The organism is Leptospira hartskeerlii, assembly GCF_002811475.1.
Lineage (GTDB): Bacteria > Spirochaetota > Leptospiria > Leptospirales > Leptospiraceae > Leptospira_B > Leptospira_B hartskeerlii.
Window position 1 is genome coordinate 281,202 of record NZ_NPDL01000003.1, and the last position, 17,684, is coordinate 298,885.

22 protein-coding genes are annotated in these 17,684 nt (G+C 40.3%); 12 read left to right on the top strand and 10 right to left on the bottom strand.

Annotation, left to right across the window (positions count from 1 at the left end):
* The first annotated feature begins 35 nt into the window (after window positions 1–35).
* The 3 genes from CH352_RS06770 to CH352_RS06780 are packed head-to-tail and all read left to right on the top strand — an operon-like array spanning window position 36 to window position 3,384.
* Window positions 36–737 carry a succinate dehydrogenase cytochrome b subunit gene (locus tag CH352_RS06770; protein ID WP_100706059.1) on the top strand — a complete coding sequence of 234 codons (702 nt, stop codon included), beginning with the start codon at window positions 36–38 and terminating at the stop codon, window positions 735–737.
* On the top strand, window positions 737–2,653 hold the full coding sequence (locus CH352_RS06775; protein WP_100706060.1) for a fumarate reductase/succinate dehydrogenase flavoprotein subunit: 1,917 nt from the start codon (window positions 737–739) through the stop codon (window positions 2,651–2,653). The genes CH352_RS06770 and CH352_RS06775 overlap by 1 nt, the downstream gene beginning before the upstream one ends.
* Window positions 2,653–3,384, top strand: a complete 732-nt coding sequence (locus tag CH352_RS06780; protein ID WP_100706061.1) for a succinate dehydrogenase/fumarate reductase iron-sulfur subunit — start codon at window positions 2,653–2,655, stop codon at window positions 3,382–3,384. The genes CH352_RS06775 and CH352_RS06780 overlap by 1 nt, the downstream gene beginning before the upstream one ends.
* Before the next feature lie 66 nt (window positions 3,385–3,450).
* Here CH352_RS06780 and CH352_RS06785 read toward each other — a convergent pair whose 3' ends face one another.
* The 7 genes from CH352_RS06785 to CH352_RS06820 all read right to left on the bottom strand — a co-directional run bounded on the left by CH352_RS06785 (window position 3,451) and on the right by CH352_RS06820 (window position 10,354).
* Window positions 3,451–4,338, bottom strand: coding sequence for a hypothetical protein (locus CH352_RS06785; protein WP_100706062.1), 888 nt, complete (start codon window positions 4,336–4,338; stop codon window positions 3,451–3,453).
* Window positions 4,339–4,686: 348 nt separating this feature from the next.
* Window positions 4,687–5,241, bottom strand: a complete 555-nt coding sequence (locus CH352_RS06795) for a hypothetical protein (protein WP_100706064.1) — start codon at window positions 5,239–5,241, stop codon at window positions 4,687–4,689.
* A gap of 123 nt (window positions 5,242–5,364) precedes the next feature.
* Window positions 5,365–6,270: a PALP domain-containing protein gene (locus CH352_RS06800; RefSeq protein WP_100706065.1), complete on the bottom strand. Its 906-nt coding sequence runs from the start codon at window positions 6,268–6,270 to the stop codon at window positions 5,365–5,367.
* Between the two features lie 3 nt (window positions 6,271–6,273).
* Entirely contained in the window at window positions 6,274–8,079 is a 1,806-nt protein-coding gene (gene lepA / locus CH352_RS06805) for a translation elongation factor 4 (protein WP_100706066.1), read from the bottom strand.
* Window positions 8,080–8,187: 108 nt separating this feature from the next.
* Window positions 8,188–8,568: a TIGR04452 family lipoprotein gene (locus CH352_RS06810; protein ID WP_100706067.1), complete on the bottom strand. Its 381-nt coding sequence runs from the start codon at window positions 8,566–8,568 to the stop codon at window positions 8,188–8,190.
* A 103-nt stretch (window positions 8,569–8,671) separates the two neighbouring features.
* On the bottom strand, window positions 8,672–9,664 hold the full coding sequence (locus CH352_RS06815; protein ID WP_100706068.1) for a UDP-3-O-acyl-N-acetylglucosamine deacetylase: 993 nt from the start codon (window positions 9,662–9,664) through the stop codon (window positions 8,672–8,674).
* A gap of 6 nt (window positions 9,665–9,670) precedes the next feature.
* On the bottom strand, window positions 9,671–10,354 hold the full coding sequence (locus CH352_RS06820; RefSeq protein ID WP_100706253.1) for a DUF6989 domain-containing protein: 684 nt from the start codon (window positions 10,352–10,354) through the stop codon (window positions 9,671–9,673).
* A gap of 126 nt (window positions 10,355–10,480) precedes the next feature.
* Here CH352_RS06820 and eno point away from each other — a divergent pair, with 126 nt between their 5' ends.
* Genes eno through lcpA form a run of 7 tightly spaced genes read left to right on the top strand, consistent with a single transcriptional unit; the run spans window position 10,481 to window position 15,359 of the window.
* Entirely contained in the window at window positions 10,481–11,779 is a 1,299-nt protein-coding gene (eno, locus tag CH352_RS06825; RefSeq protein ID WP_100706069.1) for a phosphopyruvate hydratase, read from the top strand.
* A 6-nt stretch (window positions 11,780–11,785) separates the two neighbouring features.
* Window positions 11,786–12,250 (top strand): FtsB family cell division protein, encoded by a 465-nt coding sequence (locus CH352_RS06830; RefSeq protein WP_207766653.1) that lies wholly within the window; start codon window positions 11,786–11,788, stop codon window positions 12,248–12,250.
* A 10-nt stretch (window positions 12,251–12,260) separates the two neighbouring features.
* Window positions 12,261–12,863: a ClpP family protease gene (locus tag CH352_RS06835; RefSeq protein ID WP_100706070.1), complete on the top strand. Its 603-nt coding sequence runs from the start codon at window positions 12,261–12,263 to the stop codon at window positions 12,861–12,863.
* A gap of 11 nt (window positions 12,864–12,874) precedes the next feature.
* Window positions 12,875–13,231, top strand: a complete 357-nt coding sequence (locus CH352_RS06840) for a hypothetical protein (RefSeq protein ID WP_100706071.1) — start codon at window positions 12,875–12,877, stop codon at window positions 13,229–13,231.
* Window positions 13,232–13,235: 4 nt separating this feature from the next.
* Window positions 13,236–14,237 carry a YheT family hydrolase gene (locus CH352_RS06845; protein ID WP_100706072.1) on the top strand — a complete coding sequence of 334 codons (1,002 nt, stop codon included), beginning with the start codon at window positions 13,236–13,238 and terminating at the stop codon, window positions 14,235–14,237.
* 29 nt (window positions 14,238–14,266) lie between these two features.
* Window positions 14,267–14,812 (top strand): DUF4416 family protein, encoded by a 546-nt coding sequence (locus CH352_RS06850; RefSeq protein WP_100706073.1) that lies wholly within the window; start codon window positions 14,267–14,269, stop codon window positions 14,810–14,812.
* Window positions 14,787–15,359: a complement regulator-acquiring protein LcpA gene (lcpA, locus tag CH352_RS06855; RefSeq protein WP_100706074.1), complete on the top strand. Its 573-nt coding sequence runs from the start codon at window positions 14,787–14,789 to the stop codon at window positions 15,357–15,359. The genes CH352_RS06850 and lcpA overlap by 26 nt, the downstream gene beginning before the upstream one ends.
* 32 nt (window positions 15,360–15,391) lie before the next feature.
* On the opposite strand, the gene CH352_RS06860 is transcribed toward lcpA, so the two are convergent.
* The 3 genes from CH352_RS06860 to CH352_RS19130 form a co-directional block, all read right to left on the bottom strand.
* On the bottom strand, window positions 15,392–16,147 hold the full coding sequence (locus CH352_RS06860; protein ID WP_100706075.1) for a diacylglycerol/polyprenol kinase family protein: 756 nt from the start codon (window positions 16,145–16,147) through the stop codon (window positions 15,392–15,394).
* 39 nt (window positions 16,148–16,186) lie between these two features.
* Entirely contained in the window at window positions 16,187–16,537 is a 351-nt protein-coding gene (locus tag CH352_RS06865; protein ID WP_008590048.1) for an STAS domain-containing protein, read from the bottom strand.
* 89 nt (window positions 16,538–16,626) lie between these two features.
* Window positions 16,627–16,980, bottom strand: coding sequence for a hypothetical protein (locus tag CH352_RS19130; protein WP_243396248.1), 354 nt, complete (start codon window positions 16,978–16,980; stop codon window positions 16,627–16,629).
* A 58-nt stretch (window positions 16,981–17,038) separates the two neighbouring features.
* Here CH352_RS19130 and CH352_RS19135 point away from each other — a divergent pair, with 58 nt between their 5' ends.
* Together CH352_RS19135 and CH352_RS06875 are read left to right on the top strand one after the other, a co-directional pair.
* Complete coding sequence (locus CH352_RS19135; protein WP_243396250.1) at window positions 17,039–17,287, top strand: hypothetical protein; 249 nt, start codon at window positions 17,039–17,041, stop codon at window positions 17,285–17,287.
* Between the two features lie 18 nt (window positions 17,288–17,305).
* Window positions 17,306–17,653, top strand: a complete 348-nt coding sequence (locus CH352_RS06875) for a hypothetical protein (RefSeq protein ID WP_100706077.1) — start codon at window positions 17,306–17,308, stop codon at window positions 17,651–17,653.
* Window positions 17,654–17,684: the final 31 nt, after the last annotated feature.

The following is a 17,684-nucleotide window of genomic DNA, read 5'->3' on the forward strand; positions in this document are numbered from 1 at the left end:
TGACTTCTTCCCATGATCCTTACAGGAGATTTTGAATGGATTTTCAAGCTGGATATCTAAGGTCGTCCATCGGTAGAAAAACTATCGTTGCGATTACCGGAATCATTCTCTTCGGCTTTGTGTTTGTACACATGCTGGGGAACCTCCAGATCTTCCAAGAACCGGATAAGATTAACACTTACGCTGAGTTCTTACACAATTTAGGCGGACTCTTATGGTTGGCCCGCGGAATTCTTATAGTAGCGTTCGCATTACACGTTTACTACGCCCTCAAATTGTCTCTTGAAAACAAGAAGGCGAGACCGGTTGGCTATGTAAAAGAAAGTACGATCCAGGCTACTTTATCTTCCCGGTATATGGCTTTGACCGGTTCCGTGTTATTAGCTTTTGTAATATACCATTTGCTTCATTTTACCTTAGGTAAGATCCAGCCTGAAAACTTTGCACTCCAAGAAACCATTGGTGACAGACAAAGGCATGATGTTTACACTATGGTAATCTTAGGATTTAAGAACGTTTATGTTTCTGTTTCCTATATCGTAGCGATGACATTGCTTGCGTTTCACCTTCGCCATGGAGTTACGAGTGTTTTCCAAACTCTTGGATTTAACACTACTTTCTGGGCGCCTAAGACGAACGCATTTGCGATCCTCTACGCTTTGACCATTTTCATCGGCAATGTTTCCATGCCGGTTGCCATTCTTCTTAACTTTGTGAAAGTTCCAGGAGCGCAATAATGAGTTTAGATTCCAAAATCCCATCGGGTCCCTTGGAAAAAAAATGGGACGATTATAAATCCCATATCAAATTAGTTAACCCGGCTAACAAAAGAAAATACACAGTTATCGTAATTGGAACTGGTCTCGCAGGTGGTTCCGCTTCTGCTACATTGGCGGAACTCGGATACAACGTTAAAACATTCTGCTTCCAAGATAGCCCACGTAGAGCTCACTCGATTGCAGCTCAAGGCGGTATCAACGCAGCTAAGAACTACCAAAACGACGGTGACTCTGTTTATCGTTTGTTCTATGATACGATCAAAGGTGGAGACTTCAGAGCAAGAGAAGCTAACGTATATCGTTTAGCTCAAGTTTCTACGAACATCATTGACCAATGTGTGGCTCAAGGTGTTCCATTTGCGAGAGAATATGGCGGACATTTGGATAACAGATCCTTTGGTGGAGCCCAAGTTTCCCGTACATTCTACGCTAAAGGTCAAACTGGACAACAGCTTCTTTTAGGAGCTTATTCAGCACTTTCCAGACAGATCGGACTCGGAAATGTGAAGATGTATCCGAGAACTGAGATGTTGGACGTGGTTGTGATCGACGGTCATGCAAAAGGTGTTGTGATCCGCGACTTAGTAACCGGCCAAGTTACTGTTCATTCTGCAGATGCGGTTGTTCTTGCTTCTGGCGGATATGGTAACGTATTCTATCTTTCCACGAATGCGAAAGGTTCTAACGTTACTGCAACATTTAGGGCTTACAAAAAAGGCGCCTTCTTCGCTAACCCTTGTTACACTCAGATCCACCCTACTTGTATCCCAGTTTCAGGAGACCATCAGTCCAAATTAACTTTGATGTCTGAATCTCTCCGAAACGACGGACGTATTTGGGTTCCTAAAAAACAGGGAGATACTCGTAACCCAGCGGATATCCCTGAGAGCGAAAGAGATTATTACTTAGAAAGAAAATACCCAAGTTATGGAAACCTTTGTCCTCGTGATATCGCGTCCCGTTCCGCAAAAGAAGTTTGCGATGCTGGATTCGGCGTAGGACCGGGAGGCCAAGGTGTATATCTGGACTTCTCCTCTGCGATCAATCGTTTGGGGGAACATACAATCGCTGAAAGATATGGTAACCTCTTCCAGATGTATGAACAGATCACTGGAGAAAATCCTTATAAAGTTCCAATGAGAATTTATCCTGCAGTTCACTATACAATGGGCGGACTCTGGGTGGATTATAACCTGATGAGCAATCTTCCAGGTTTATTCGTGATTGGTGAAGCAAACTTCTCTGACCACGGAGCAAACAGACTTGGAGCTTCTGCGCTGATGCAAGGACTTGCAGACGGATATTTCGTTCTTCCTTACACCATCGGAAATTATCTGGCAGAAGTAGGATTCGGAAAAACTCCTAGCACCGATCATGCTGAATTCAAAAAAGCAGAGACTGACGCAAATTCTCAGCTCAATAAATTCCTTAGCATTAAAGGTAAGAGAACTGTTGATTCTTTCCATAAAGAACTCGGAAAGATCATGTGGAATAATTGCGGAATGGCAAGGACCGATAAGAGCTTAAAAGAAGCTCTCGTGAAAATTCCTGAGATCAGAGAAGAATTCTGGAAGAATGTAAACGTTCCTGGTTCTGGTTCTGATCTAAATCAATCCTTAGAAAAAGCAGGAAGAGTTGCAGACTTCTTAGAGTTTGGAGAACTTCTCTGCTTAGATGCTCTTACAAGAGAAGAATCTTGTGGAGGCCATTTCCGTACAGAGCACCAAATGGACGACGGAGAAGCAAAACGTGACGACGATAAATTCTGTCATGCAACTGCTTGGGAATGGAAGGGAGTAGGCGCGAAACCTACTGAGCACAGAGAAAAACTGGAATTCGAGAATATTAAACTCGCTACGAGGAGCTACAAATAATGGACCTCAAACTAAAAGTCTGGAGACAGAAAAACGCAAAAGAGAAAGGCAAGATCGTAAACTACGATGCCAAAGATATTTCTCCTGATATGTCTTTCTTAGAAATGATAGACGTAGTTAACGAGGACCTGATCGTAAAAGGAGATGATCCGATTGCGTTCGAGCACGATTGTAGAGAAGGTATTTGCGGTTCTTGTAATATTATGATCAATGGAGAGGCTCATGGGCCTCTTCCAGGTGTGACCACCTGCCAACTTCATATGAGAAGTTTCAAAGATGGAGACACTATCTACTTGGAGCCATGGAGAGCGAAAGCATTCCCTGTCATAAAAGACCTAATAGTTGATCGTAGCGGTTTTGACAGGATCATCCAATCAGGAGGATTCGTTAGTATCAATACTGGAGGAGCTCCTGACGCGAACGCATTGCCTATTCCTAAAAAAGATGCTGACGTTGCAATGGACGCAGCAACCTGTATTGGTTGTGGTGCTTGCGTAGCTTCTTGTAAAAATGCTTCTGCGATGCTATTCGTTTCTGCAAAAGTTTCCCACCTTGCATTACTTCCTCAGGGCCAGGTAGAGAAAAAAGAGCGTGTGAAAAACATGGTAAACGCAATGGATAAAGAAGGTTTCGGAAATTGTACGAATCAGTACGAATGCGAAGCTGCTTGTCCTAAAGACATCAAACGGGATTTTATCCGGGTTCTAAACAAAGAGTTTATTCTTTCTTAAGAATTAGGATTTCCTGATTGAGAAAAAGGCCTTCGAAAGAGGGCCTTTTTTGTTTTAGGAGTAAAATTAGAAAAGTTTAAATAAAATCTCTTTTTCCAGAATAGGAAGACTTATAAACTCTTTCTTGAGTCCTTCCAAAGTTTCGTATTTCCAATAATTATTATTTCGATTCGCTGCGGAGAAACCTCCTATAATATTCGTAGTGTAGGTTACCAACGAAACTCCTGAAACTAGATAAAACAAAACACTTGTTGGCTCTGCTACATAGAGCGCGTAAGTTGCAGACAGAACTACCAAATTTACAAAAAAAGAAGTAACACCTTCTGCAAATTGATCCGCATATATCTGCCCTGTTCCAGGAATTGCCGCAGAAAATCCCCCTGCCAAATAAGGACTTTTAGATTTCTCTTGTATCTTCTTTTGCTCAGAAGTCCAATATTCTCGAAATCTTTTCAATTCTTCTTCAGAATGGATATGTGAGGTATTTTCAAAAGATGAAGAATCCAAATTTTCCCAATCTTTTATCTGAATGAGATATACTAGTATTGATTCGAGTCCTTCTAATCTACAATCTGGATAGAGACAGTAGGTATTTTCTTTAGGAACCTCGGCAAAATCTCTTCCGGAACGAGCCAAATTAGAAAAATCATATAAGATCCTGAACCGAATATCCTTCCAATCTGACTCTATTAATAATATATCGATATTCTTACTTTGTCTTAGGTAAGTAAAGGCGTGAAAGATCCGGATCGAATCACATTTTTTAACCTGTAGAATGCGATTCAGTTCTATCTCAGCTTCCAAATACCTTTCTGACTTGTAATAAAAGGATGCGTTACGCAAACTATCTAGTTGTGAAGAATTTAGATTACAAGCATCCAAAGGAGAGGAAAACACTTTTACACTCCAAAGTTGGACAAATACAAATATGCTTATTGATAATGTTCTTCTCATTCTGCCAAACTATTTCTTCTGTCCGTAAAGAAGATCCAGAAGATCGCTTTTTTCTCACTGCTATCGTATTAAATAGAATTCAAAAACACCAAACAAAAGATAGCAAATTCCAAAATGTGATTTGTCCAATGTCACCTTCCTGCTCTCATTTCGTAAAAGAGGAATTCGAGACTTCTAATTTTCTGACTGCGCTATTCTTTTCGATCAATCGGCTCCTTTATATTGAAAATAGACTGATGCAGGAATATGGACAGAAAAGATATATATATAAAGAAGGAAGGGGGAAATTGATCGATCACAAACCAATCGACCAATTTCACAGAGATTTTGATTCGTTCAAACGGGAATTTACTTACGATTAGAAGAGTCGAGTTGGTAAAAATAACCGCTATCCTTTTCGAAACGATGTTTCCCTATATCATTACATTTTAAATGATCGCAAAGTTTTACTTTGTATTCGTTCGCTTCAATATAAGCGGAACTATTTTTTCCAAAAACTTTGGTCCCTACGATCATTTCTACGCCTTGAGGTAAATTAGAGACCACTAAGGCAGAATCTTTATTCATCGTTTTCTGATCAAATGCGTTATCTATCGTATATTCCTGGTAAGGTTTAGGCCCAATCACCCAAAGCACGGGAAATAGGAAACAAATTGCGCCGACTAAAGCTCCATTTTTGATTTCCGTAGCCATACGAACGTTTCTTAAATATTTGCGATCTTTCTTAAATTCTAAATAATAATTTTCAAATATACCGTCAGACATGACAACTTCTAAGGGAGTTTTTCCAAGTCTTTGGCTTTGGTTATATACGTCCAATCCTGGAGGATCTGTAATAATCTTAACGGTAGTTGTGCACTGTAAAAAATACAGGCAGAAACTTATTAGTAGAATTTTTCTCATCGTTAATCCAATATAAATGATAAGTTAGATATTTTCCGTCAGCGAATCAGGTCAATGTTGTTTTTCAGAAAAACATTTAATTCTTAATATCCCAAAAGAGTTATATAAAACATGCCTATCACTTTAGGGCAATATTGACGTTATTCCTCCTTGCAAGATCCCACCCTGATATATGTATAAAATCCGACCCTCTAACTCCCTTTCTTTCATCATAGATTCAAGAATGCTAATAGACTTTGCTGCGTATATAGGTTCCAGATAAAGTCCGAATCGGTTTTGGTATTCTTTTGATTTTTCCAACCAGAAGTTTCCTTTCTTTCCATAGGAAAAATCTGCTTTTATTTTTTCTTTTGGATCGATTAGGTTTTCATAAGGAAGGTCTAATATCGGTAGTCGAAATGACGACAAATTCAAGTCCATCCAAGACACAAACTTACTCTTTTGTATTCCTAGACAAACCCCTGTTATAGGAAGTTTCCCCCATTCTAATCCGGAAATCCAAGTAAGCCCTGAACCGATATCTAAAACAATCCTATCGTAATGAGTCGGATCAATTTCCTCCCAGAGAGATGAGAGCCCTTCCAAGGCAGAGGGTGTGAATAGATATTCCGGGATCAGGAATTGATTGGAGGAGAGGGATTTTGTAGTATCTTCGACGGCTTTTTCCCATTCCTGCCTAGTCGGATACAATTCTAACTCTGAAAACCGTTTTGCAATAATCGAAGCAGGAGTAATTAGCCTTGGATCCCTGGAATATCCCAGGATTTTTGTAGGCACTTCTACAAATCGAAAAAACAAACTCCCTGCCAGGATCGCATTAGAATGCAAATTCCCTTGCAGAATGACCTTTTCGATTTCCCCGGATCGGAGTTTCGGTTCTAAACTTTTATAAATTCCCTGCAACTTTCGGATCTTGGTCCCTTGGGAAAAGAAGATCTGATCTTCTCTTTTTATAAATAGTTCTGAAGAATGTATTTTGAGGACGGAATCTACTCCGGTTCTGCGGGTTCGCAAAACGGAGTCTTTCAAAAATTAGTCCCCGGTTTTTAGAACTGCAAGGAAGGCTTCTTGAGGAATTTCTACGTTTCCGATCTGTTTCATCCTCTTCTTCCCTTCTTTCTGCTTCTCTAAAAGTTTTTTCTTACGAGTGATATCTCCCCCGTAACATTTAGCGGTTACATTCTTACGAAGAGCAGAAATACTTTCTCTGGCGAGGATTTTGCCTCCGACTGCAGCTTGGATCGGGATCATAAATTGGTGGCGAGGGATTATCTCTTTCAATTTTTCGATGATCTCTCTACCGCGGGATTCCGCTTTGGAACTATGAACGATCATAGAAAGTGCATCAACGGATTCTCCGTTTACCAAAATATCCATTTTTACGAGTCGAGACGCCTTATAACCGCAAGGTTCGTAATCCAAAGAAGCATATCCTCTGGTTAAAGATTTTAGTTTATCATAAAATTCGAAAATTAACTCTGCAAGAGGGATCTCGTAGGTCAACTGCACCTTATCCTGAGAAAGATAAACAGTATCCAACTGGACTCCTCTTTTATCAATCGCCAAGGACATGATATTACCGACATATTCATTCGGAGTGATAATGGATGCCTTTACATAAGGCTCTTCTGTAGCTTCTATAAAAACAGGATCAGGAAATTTAGAAGGGTTATCTATATCAAATACCTCTCCGTTTTTCATTCGTATCGTGTATTTTACGGAAGGCGCAGTAGTGATCAGGTCAAGATTGAATTCTCTTTCTAATCTTTCCTGTACGATCTCCATGTGGAGAAGTCCCAGATAGCCCACCCGAAATCCGAATCCTAACGCAGCAGAACTTTCTTTTTCGTATACAAGAGCTGCGTCGTTCAGTTTCATCTTTTCGATCGCATCTACTAATTCTTCGAATTGTTCTCCCATAATAGGAAATAATCCGGCAAACACCATAGGTTTTGCATCTTTATAACCTGGGACTGCTTCGGCACTTGGATTGGAGAATAAGGTAACCGTATCTCCAGTTCTTGCATCTGAAACTTTTTTAATACCTGCGATGATATATCCTACTTCTCCGGCGGTAAGAGAATCTGTAGGCGTTAAACCAATCCCTTTGATACCGACCTCATTCACAGTAAAATCCTTTTGGCTACTCATCAAAAGGATACGGTCCCCTTTTTTTACGCTTCCGTCGAATACCCTGATCTTGATCACAACACCCATATAAGGATCGAAATAAGAATCGTATATAAGCGCTTTAAGAGGTCCTTTAGGATTTCCTTTAGGTGGAGGAATTTGTTTTGTGATTTCTTCTAAAACCGCTTGGACGTTCAGTCCTGTTTTTGCGGAAATCGCAACAGCTTTCTCGGCATCTAAACCTAAACTGTCCTCGATCTGTAGTTTGGTCTTCTCCACATCAGCTGCGGGAAGATCCACTTTATTCATAACTGGAATGATTGCGAGATCTTGCTCCATAGCAAGATATAGGTTCGCAAGAGTTTGGGCTTCTACTCCTTGGCTAGCATCTACTATAAGAAGCACACCTTCGCAGGCTTTTAAGGATCTGGATACCTCGTAGGTAAAATCTACGTGGCCAGGAGTATCGATCAGGTTCATCGTATAAGTATTACCGTCTGCCGCGGTATAATTGAAAGTGGCGTTGTTCGCCTTAATCGTGATCCCTCTCTCCCTTTCAATATCCATGGAGTCCAGGATCTGGTCTTTTTTTGTCCGATCATCAGTGATCCGGCCTATTTCCAAGAGTCTATCTGCTAAAGTGGACTTACCATGGTCAATATGGGCGATAATCGAGAAATTGCGGATGAATTGTTGGCGATCGGACATTGTTAAAAACAAAGTCCAGCGAGACGGACCCCCTGAAAAGCCTTTTACTGGGGGAAATTTGTCCTCGGCCCCGTTAGAGGGCCGAGAAGATTGAGTTGAAAAGGAAGTTTAGTTTACATTTCCATACACATTATTGTCTGGCTGCAGGTTTGAACATTGGCCAAACAGAACCGCGATAGAAGGCTGAAGTTTCAAGGCTCCGAACAATTTGATCTCGTCCACACAGGCATTCACGTCTTCTTTGGCATAATATTCGCCAGGTTTAATTCCTGCCAAAATCGGTGGAAGATAGATATTATTCAAATAAGTCGAGCCTGAAAAGTCTCCTGTTCCGATCGCGTATAATTGAGCCGCGACAGTCGCCGCCTCTTCTATTTTATCCTTTGCCTCACTTCCTTTATAACGATTCGTTAATCCGGTAGTGTTCAACGCTACGCAGTTTGCTGCGATCACTAAGATAAATAAGAGCGGTAATATTCCGATCCTCATTGAAAACCTCTTTTGAGAAAATTTGGACTTCGTTTTGTTTTTTTAAAACGAAATCGTTCCTATTACAAGTAGTTTTAGGCTTTTGGAAATCATTTGCCTGAAATTAATTTCCGATCCGGATCCCGTATTTTTCCAATTCTTCCGGATCGCAGGAAAATTGGGCGATATCTATCTGTTTGTGATGATCAAAAAGAAAGGTTGTCATTTTTCCGAAAAATTTCCCTTCGTATTTTTCTTCTACAAAACGTAACCAAGAGATGATATCTATCAATTCGTGACAGATGAATTCGTAATTATAATTTGATCTCGGATCCTTAAATTTTTCCCTAATATTATAAATTTTATCTTCATCTAAAAGTAATACATTTTCCAAAGTGAATGGATAATCTTTCAATCCTCCAGAAAGTCCAATTTGATAAAAACTTTCTGCGTCTTTTTTGTTACGGAATGCAGTGGTCCTTGCATCCCCAAAATAAGAAAATTTTTCAGGAGTTAGCTCGGCAACAATCCTGGATCTTCCGACTGTGTTTCCTGGATATTCCACTTGGTGGTCTATTAAAAGACCTTTTGACTCCTGGGCTGCCGGCTCCAAAACACAGTAACCTTTGTCCCAAACTAGAGCAAATGGTGAAGATACAGTGATTTTTTTTCTTCTTTCTAACCTTCTCCAATTTCCTTTGGCTTGGTCCATATAGACTCGGTCACAAAAATCGAATGTAGGAAAACTGGATTCACTCAAGGTAAAATCGGCATACACTCCGAAAGCTAACATCCAAGCAAGAGGATGTTCTATCACTTTCACTTCTCCCAGTTGTATATTATGATTTCCTTTAATACATTTTTGGCTGTCTAGATCGTATCGAATTCCATTCCAGCTAAATCCGGACCTTCCGTTCTGAGCAGGACTGACTTTAACGACCGCATCCTTATTCTCGAAGGTAGCCTTCCCTTCTACGGTAAATTCATTTTGGATCGTATAAGAATAGTCCGGATCTATATCTACCTCGATCGAAAACTCGGGTGGTAGACTAAAAATATCCGGATTTCGATCCGAGAGTAAGTCCTTAATTTCTGAAATTCGAGTTAGGACTTTCATTCTTTCTTAGACTTTCCAGACACCTTCTACAAATAAATAACTAAAAGAGAGCGCTCCCAAATATACGAACATCGTCGGTATTGCCCAAAGTAATTTTGTTCTAAAAGGTTTATGCTCCGTATGAAAATATGCGAATGTAGTAAATATACCTAAAACAAATTCTGGAAATAGAACATAGATCGCAGTATGTCCGATCGTAGAAACATTTTGAGAATACCAAACCGGGATGAGTCTCATAAATTCTTCGGATAAGAAGAAGATCAAAAATGCGCTTCCTCCGGCTAACAGATATTTGCTGATCGGATTTGCTTCCGGATATCGTTTCTCGAATCGAGTGGAAACATAGACAATGATAAATAACGGTATGGTCCAAAGTCCTGCCATGTATGCGGATACTGTTCCGATCTTATAAAATCCGTCGGGAGGAAATACCAATACCCCGAGCACCTTGGATAAGAACCAATCAGGAACCACTTGTAGAATACTTACTGGCAAAACGAAAAGGAAAATATCCATCCAGCGATCATGTTCCCAAACCTGGGCAACGATCGGCAGAGAAACATTATAGACTAAGACCAGAAAAAACATTCTCCATCCGCTCGTAGCCGGGATCGGAAGTAATAAAACAATGATACATAGTATTGTGAAGGAGATATGAAAGAATATAGAATGCTTTTCTGTCGTTTTCATCGATGGATTTCTATCTTTATCCCCCGCCGAGGCAATCTTTTTTCCTCCTTTTCCCGCTTGATTTATTTCCCCGTAACAAAAGGATTTCAGGAAAAATCTATAAGAGATAGGTATTATAAGAATCACATGTCCCAATCTTCCAAAATTTCGGCGATCCGCGCCCGCGAAATCATGGATTCCAGAGGAAATCCTACGGTAGAAGTAGATGTTAAACTGGAAGACGGCTCTTTCGGTAGAGCCGCAGTCCCTTCGGGAGCCTCCACGGGAGAATACGAAGCAGTAGAATTGCGAGACGGAGATAAGTCCCGTTATCTAGGCAAAGGTGTCCTAAAAGCTGTTGATCATGTGAACGTCAAGATCAAAGATATACTGATCGGTGAAGATGCTTTAGACCAGAATAGAATCGATTTCCTGATGCTGGATAAGGACGGAACCAAAAACAAATCCAAATTAGGCGCAAATGCGATACTCGGAACTTCTCTTGCGGTAGCAAAGGCAGCAGCTTCTCATACAAGACTTCCACTTTACAGATACATAGGCGGAAACTTCGCAAAGGAACTTCCTGTTCCAATGATGAACATCATCAACGGTGGTGCTCACGCAGACAATAACGTAGACTTCCAAGAGTTTATGATCCTACCTGTGGGAGTAAACAGCTTCCGCGAGGCATTAAGAGTTGGGGCAGAAGTTTTCCATAGCCTTAAGTCGGTTCTCAAATCCAAAAAACTGAATACTGCAGTAGGAGACGAGGGTGGATTTGCACCTGACCTGGCAAGCAACCTGGAAGGATTAGAAGTTATTCTTCAAGCCATCGAAAAAGCGGGTTATAAGCCGGAAAAAGACGTATTATTGGGTCTAGATGCTGCTTCTTCCGAGTTTTTCGATAAATCCAAGAAAAAGTACGTTCTGGGTGGAGAAGGAAATAAAGAGTTCTCTAGCGCAGAATTGGTAGAATACTATTCAAATCTAGTCTCAAAGTATCCGATCATTACTATTGAAGACGGTCTGGATGAGAACGACTGGGAAGGTTGGAAACTTCTAAGCGAGAAATTGGGTAAGAAGATCCAACTCGTTGGTGATGATTTATTCGTTACCAATATAGAAAAACTATCTCAGGGAATTTCCCAAAAAGTGGGCAATTCCATCCTGATCAAAGTGAACCAAATCGGAAGTTTATCCGAAACATTGGCGTCCATCGATATGGCTAAAAAAGCCAAATATACGAATGTGATCAGCCATAGATCCGGAGAAACTGAGGACGTAACTATTTCGCATATCGCAGTAGGTACGAACGCGGGCCAGATCAAAACTGGTTCTCTTTCCAGGACCGATAGGATCGCTAAATATAACGAACTTTTGAGGATCGAAGAAGAATTAGGTTCTTCTGCGGTTTACAAAGGGAGAAATACATTCTATAATCTCTGAACTTCTATGGGTATGAATCTGGCGAACAAACTGTTTTTACTTCTGCTCTTCCTTTCCGGAATGTTTTACTTCACGGTACTAGGAGAGTCAGGTTTGGTCGTACGGTCTACCCTAGAAACCAGTCTTTCCAGCCTTCGTTTGGATGTGGAAAGACTGGAGTATGAGAATAGACAATTAGAAGAAAGGCAAAAACTCCTACGTGATGATAGGTTAGCCTTGGAGAAAGAAGCCAGAAAGTATTATCTTCTCTCCGAAAACGCACAAATTATCAAATTTAGGGAGCCAGAACCAAAAGCGGAGAATCGTCCGGTCCTCGCCTCCCGTCTAATTGCTTTAAGAGCGGACCGGGATATGCCGGTCCCTCCGATCCAGTTGCTTCGCTTTTTTTACGTTTCCTTTGTAGCTTTCGTATTTATTGGAGTTTTCAGGAAATTACGGAGGAAGAAACTGGAAGAACGAACCGCTGCTTAAGGGAGCCAGAATGTCCGAGACAGAAAAAATCACCGAAGTAATCGAAGAATTAACCGGTAGCAAAATTTCCAAAAAGTTCATCGACCATAGAAAAATTTTCTTATGGGGAGCGGTTACCGATGAATCCGCAAAAGACATCGTAGGCAAACTACTCTATTTGGAAATGGCGGATCCAGGAAAAGAAATTACATTCTATATCAATAGCCCCGGAGGAGTTGTTACTTCCGGACTTACTATTTACGACACAATGAAGATGATCTCTTCTCCCGTTCATACTGTATGTATGGGACTTGCTGCTTCAATGGGATCCGTTCTTTTAGCTGCAGGTGTAAAAGGAAAAAGAACCATTTGGCCTAACGGTAAAGTGATGATCCACCAACCGAGTATCGGTGGACAGATCGTAGCTCCTGCAACTGATCTTAAGATCCAAGCAGAAGAGATCCTAAAAACAAGAGCAAGATTGAACCAAATTCTTGCAGACGCTTGCGGTCATCCTGTCGAGAAATTGGAAGAAGATACGGACAGAGACTATTATATGGACGCAGAAGAAGCGATCAAATACGGTATCGTTGACTCTCTCGCAACCAAAATCGAATTCCCAAAACAAAATTAAGGTTTTATAACTTGTCTGGTCCCTCTTCCTTAGAAGAAACCGTTAGCTCCTTTCTGGAAACGATTCCGGAAGGAGCTTCTTCTTCCGAAAAAGAAATGCCTTCCCTATTTCTGGAATTCTCTCAGTTACTATTTGATAATCCTGAACATAATTCGGAAAAAATTTTAATCTCCGACTTGGGCGGTTTTGAGTTAGATGAGTTCTTGAATTTTTATCTAGAAGATATGTTTCCCGACGATGCAAAGATCAGGGAAAAAGGAAAAGTTTTCTTAAAAAAATTCAGAAAGTTTTTAGATAAAAAAGCACTTTTAAAAAAAGAACAAGAAGAAGAGTGGAAAGAGTTTTTTAAAGAAAACGAGATCCGTTGAATCTATGGAAGCCTCTCATTTTCGACCTAAAAGATTCGTATCGGGCAAACATGCTCAAACAATTTATAGCACATTATTTCCCCCGGAAAACCCTCTTCGGACTTCTTATTACTGCGAAGACATTCTTCTCACTGTAAGTGGTGAATCCGGAGACAAACTCTGGTTAGAACATAACCCTCCCGTTTCTTCCTATCGTAAGAGCGCCATTCCTTCCAACGGAACGTATATACTCATGATCCATGGAATGGAAGGTGATTCGGAAAGTTCTTATTTAGTTTCTCTTGCAACTTCCGCTCTGGAGAGAGGATACGGTATCATTCGCATGAATCTGCGAAATTGCGGTAGAGGAAGAGGATTCGCTAGGAAATCGTATTACGCAGGTCAGTCGGAGGATGTCCAAGATGTCTTGGATTATATGTATGAGTATCTGAGTAAGAAGATCTTTGTATCTGGATTTTCACTTTCTGCAAATTTGGTCCTGAAATTTTTCGGAGAATCCAGAAATCATAAGTCTATTGCATTCTCCGCGGTCTCCCCTCCTCTGGATCTTGCAAAGAACTGTGACTTTATAGATTCACTTTCCGGAAGATTTTATAGAAATCATTTTATAAGCAGTTTTAAGAAGAAGATCAAAGAAGGTATCTTGGATCTAACTCCTTTGCAGTTGGAAAATTCCAAGAAGGTAAAAACATTTTTCGACTTTGATGATATGATCACCGCTCCTTCTTTCGGATATCCAAGTGCAATGGAATATTATAAAAAGAATTCATGTATCAATTATATCCAATCCATCACTCGTCCTGGGATACTCATTCATGCGGAGGATGATCCTGTTGTTCCGCTATTCGAGTGGAATTCTATCGATTGGGCTAAACTTCCAAACCTAAAGACCATTCTTACTAAACAAGGTGGACATGTTGGATTCGTAACTGATTCCAATCCTGACCTTCCGGACGGTCGCTGGCTTACTAAAATTCTGCTGGATTATTTCGATTCCAAATTATAATCTGCTGCCTGAAACGAAGCTTTAAACAAGTGAATTCCAAACAGACTTCTTCCAAACCCAAAAAACCTCTCCCGGCTACTTTCTTCCTAGTGGTTTCCTATGAAAATGAAGAGGCTTACTATCGTTTGAAAGAAAAAGCAGAGGATACATTCTCTCAAGCCCTATACGAATCCAAACCCCTTCCTAAATGGACCCACCAATTTGAGAATTTTCTAGATTCTCCAATCGGAAGATTCACTCGTATTCTTTCCTTAAAGCGTAGAATATCCAGAGAAGAACTTCCTAGTCTCCAAAAAGAATGTACTAAATTCCAAACCTCTTTACGCAAATCTGATGAATCGATTAGAATACTACCCGGTTATCTTACTCCTTATAATTTGGTTTTAGCTTCCTTGGAAGAAGATCTACATAGGATCTATATGTTCCACGGAGTATTCGCGGAGATCATCTATACCTACCAAGGACAAAAATGGATCCCTCAACAGTCAGCTTGGGAATTTTTTAAACATCCTGAAGTTCTATACTTTTTTACTAATTTACGAGAATCTTATGTTACCTCTTTGGAAAAACGTTAAACTAATCTTTTCTTCTCTACTATTATTTGCGGCATGTGAACCTTCTGCTCTTTCCGTAAGCAATGTGGAACTCTGCGACTATTTCACGAGAGATGGAGTGTGCAGAGAACCTTCTCCTTTGAATAAAAAATATTCAGTGGATATTCCAAATGCCAAAAAGCCGAACACTTGGGAAGAATTAGGTAATTATCTTTATTTCCATGCTCGTGAAACTCCAGGTTTTGTACTCAGAATGAATCGTAGAATGAGTCCTGAAGAAAGAAAACAGATCCAGGAAACCTATTTTGCAATGTACGAATTTTCTGGCGTTAAAGGTAAGATGGAAGGTTTTGAAATTGGAGAAGATTGGATCGGCTCTTTTAATTACTTGGGCGCTATGGTAAAAGAAAAACAGAAAAAGGAAAATCGTTTAGGTCAATATCCTTACGAGACTTCTATTTTTCCTACGGATTTAGAATTTACATGGTCCGCAAAAGGGATCAAAGGAAGCACAAAGACAAGAATTGATTTTGTATATCATGTCCTTCCTCCGGAAAAAACTCCTTAAAGTTATCTCCGAAAAAAGAAAATTTGATTTTCTTAATATGTTTCGAAAATCTGGGCCGGATTCAAGAAGATCTGGCCTATGCTTAAGTCCAAAGTAAAATAAGCAAAGAATCCCAATACAACCGCAGACACAACCGGAATCAAAAGATTATCATCCACAATCCCGTTCCAATAAGTTCCACTGTATAATTCAGTTACCGCTGCCGCGATCACCGCAGGCAAAACTAAAATTACATTCTGCCAAAATTCTCCGGAAGAAAATTGATAGATCCCGAATTCTCTAGAGCCCGACTGAACCACATAGATAAACCAGAGCCCTACGATTGTAGAAGATAGAATGAATGCAATGATCCCTTCCTTGGATTTACCGTTTGAAAATCTATTCTTTCCGAAATGAGTTCCCACCCAAGCAGCCATTGGATCTCCAATCACTAAGAATAATAGAGAAAGGATCGCGATATCAGGAGGGAAAAAAAAGACAACAAGAGTAATAGAAAGAAAATAAGGGAATGTTCCATTGATCCTGGACTTCTCTTCTTCCTTCAATAAAGGACCGGCTAACTTTACAAATATTGATTGGACAACCGGAATATGGAATCTGGCCCATTCTAACAAGACCAAAAGCCCGAGGCATAGAACAAGTAAGATAGTAAGAATAGCACGAGTTGCATACAGGAGAGAAAATTGCCCGTGGAATACATCGAAGTAATAGAAGGCAGGAATGATCAGCCCGAGTAAATGCCAGGCCTTTCTAAAATAATTGAAGGAGGAAGTTTTTTCAGATTTCATTTTCTATTTCCGAGATTGTCCATCTTAGATCCGAGAATATCAACGTTTGGAAGCCATCTTTAAAGCGGCCTCTTCGTCGTTTGCGATTAGGAAAAACCCGCTCAAACCCGCCATTTTAAAAACATTGATCACCGCTTTGGAGATATTTACAAGGACGAGTTTATTCTTACTTGAAAAACTGGATTGGCTTACTTCCTTTAAGGCCTGGACCCCAGTGGAGGATACCAAATGTACGTCTTCCATATCCATGATGACCGGTCCTTGGCGAACTGCCAAGGACAGCACATCCTTAAATTTTTTCTCCGTAAAGGAGTTGATAGAACCCTGCAATTTCAGAACTTGAACGCTGTCTATCTTTTCCGTTGAGATGATAATCTCGTTCAGGATCATAACGGTTCGATTCGTCAAGATACCGGAATTTCATAATAGATACAAATGGTTTTTCTATTCTTCACCTCGGCTTATCTGTTTTTCAAAACCTATGGATTTCCATTCTCGGGCTCCTTGGTGCTTTGTCTTACGATCGCATTTTCCCAATTCCATTCTTCTAAAACGCTTAGACCGAATCTCAGTTTTTTACTTTTTCCCGCTTCAGTATGCGCGCTTTCCTTTTGGGATGGCACATCTGCCGAATTCATTTTGGATCTGGTATCTTTAAGCCTTGCAGGAATGATATCTTCCGGGGGTTTTTCTTTTTTAGGAAGTCGTTCTCCTGCGTTTAGAGAAACTTTAGGCGTTTTGATATTGGCCGGTTCCTGTATCCTTTCCTTTTCTAGAAGAGAGCTTTCCCCTTTTTTAATTCCCGCACTTTCCTTATTTCTAATTTTATCCATTCCGAAACAGATTCGTATTATTATTTTAGCACTTTGTGTTTTGCTTTCAGGAGTTTGGTTGTTATATGAGCCGGCTCATCCCGGTTTAGAACCTTCCTTATTCAAATCAGCATTGTTATTTTTAGGAATGTTTTGGGTGATCTGGAAAGGAAACAAGGATCTACTTAGTGGTATCTTATTTTCCACCTTCTTCCTTCTTATATGCCTATCCAAACCGGGAGAAGAGTTGATGATCCTCACCTGCGGACTCTTTTTTTCCTACTTGCAAGAAGCAGCCTGGGGCCTAGACTCAGGAACTGAAGTTTAAAGTTCCAGGTCTTATTCCATGAAAATTAAAGTGGCTCATCTTTTACGTAAAACGGAAGAAATAGATAGGGACCTAACTGAACTAGGCAAAATCAAGGACAGAATTGCAGCGGATCGAGATTATTCGGAATCTCTAAAAGTATCGATTGGAGCGGAGATGGATAAACTCTCTTCTCAAAAACAAGAGATGCTTTCTATGAAGACAAAAGAAACTCCTTCCGATTGGAATTCTTCCGGCCCACCTTCAGGCGCTCGGGCAGCCGAAGGACTTTACCAAGACAACGAAAAACGCCTAACTCGCGAAATATCCGTTGAAATCCAAGGTAAGAAGCAGCAACCTGCCCGAAAGACCATCCATAAATACTAGTCTTTTCGAAATCCGAAAAGAACAGGTTATA

What these genes read in the sequence shown, in the direction of transcription:
- lepA (WP_100706066.1), bottom strand. Translation starts at nt 8,079, where the DNA reads ATGTCCGATCGCCAACAATTCATCCGCAATTTCTCGATTATCGCCCAT.
- CH352_RS19130 (WP_243396248.1), bottom strand. Translation starts at nt 16,980, where the DNA reads ATGGATAAAATTAGAAATAAGGAAAGTGCGGGAATTAAAAAAGGGGAA.
- CH352_RS06815 (WP_100706068.1), bottom strand. Translation starts at nt 9,664, where the DNA reads ATGAAAGTCCTAACTCGAATTTCAGAAATTAAGGACTTACTCTCGGAT.
- CH352_RS06820 (WP_100706253.1), bottom strand. Translation starts at nt 10,354, where the DNA reads ATGAAAACGACAGAAAAGCATTCTATATTCTTTCATATCTCCTTCACA.
- CH352_RS06770 (WP_100706059.1), top strand. Translation starts at nt 36, where the DNA reads ATGGATTTTCAAGCTGGATATCTAAGGTCGTCCATCGGTAGAAAAACT.
- CH352_RS06780 (WP_100706061.1), top strand. Translation starts at nt 2,653, where the DNA reads ATGGACCTCAAACTAAAAGTCTGGAGACAGAAAAACGCAAAAGAGAAA.
- CH352_RS06795 (WP_100706064.1), bottom strand. Translation starts at nt 5,241, where the DNA reads ATGAGAAAAATTCTACTAATAAGTTTCTGCCTGTATTTTTTACAGTGC.
- CH352_RS06875 (WP_100706077.1), top strand. Translation starts at nt 17,306, where the DNA reads ATGAAAATTAAAGTGGCTCATCTTTTACGTAAAACGGAAGAAATAGAT.
- CH352_RS06865 (WP_008590048.1), bottom strand. Translation starts at nt 16,537, where the DNA reads ATGATCCTGAACGAGATTATCATCTCAACGGAAAAGATAGACAGCGTT.
- CH352_RS06785 (WP_100706062.1), bottom strand. Translation starts at nt 4,338, where the DNA reads ATGAGAAGAACATTATCAATAAGCATATTTGTATTTGTCCAACTTTGG.
- CH352_RS06810 (WP_100706067.1), bottom strand. Translation starts at nt 8,568, where the DNA reads ATGAGGATCGGAATATTACCGCTCTTATTTATCTTAGTGATCGCAGCA.
- CH352_RS06845 (WP_100706072.1), top strand. Translation starts at nt 13,236, where the DNA reads ATGGAAGCCTCTCATTTTCGACCTAAAAGATTCGTATCGGGCAAACAT.
- CH352_RS06860 (WP_100706075.1), bottom strand. Translation starts at nt 16,147, where the DNA reads ATGAAATCTGAAAAAACTTCCTCCTTCAATTATTTTAGAAAGGCCTGG.
- eno (WP_100706069.1), top strand. Translation starts at nt 10,481, where the DNA reads ATGTCCCAATCTTCCAAAATTTCGGCGATCCGCGCCCGCGAAATCATG.
- CH352_RS06835 (WP_100706070.1), top strand. Translation starts at nt 12,261, where the DNA reads ATGTCCGAGACAGAAAAAATCACCGAAGTAATCGAAGAATTAACCGGT.
- lcpA (WP_100706074.1), top strand. Translation starts at nt 14,787, where the DNA reads ATGTTACCTCTTTGGAAAAACGTTAAACTAATCTTTTCTTCTCTACTA.
- CH352_RS06775 (WP_100706060.1), top strand. Translation starts at nt 737, where the DNA reads ATGAGTTTAGATTCCAAAATCCCATCGGGTCCCTTGGAAAAAAAATGG.
- CH352_RS06830 (WP_207766653.1), top strand. Translation starts at nt 11,786, where the DNA reads ATGGGTATGAATCTGGCGAACAAACTGTTTTTACTTCTGCTCTTCCTT.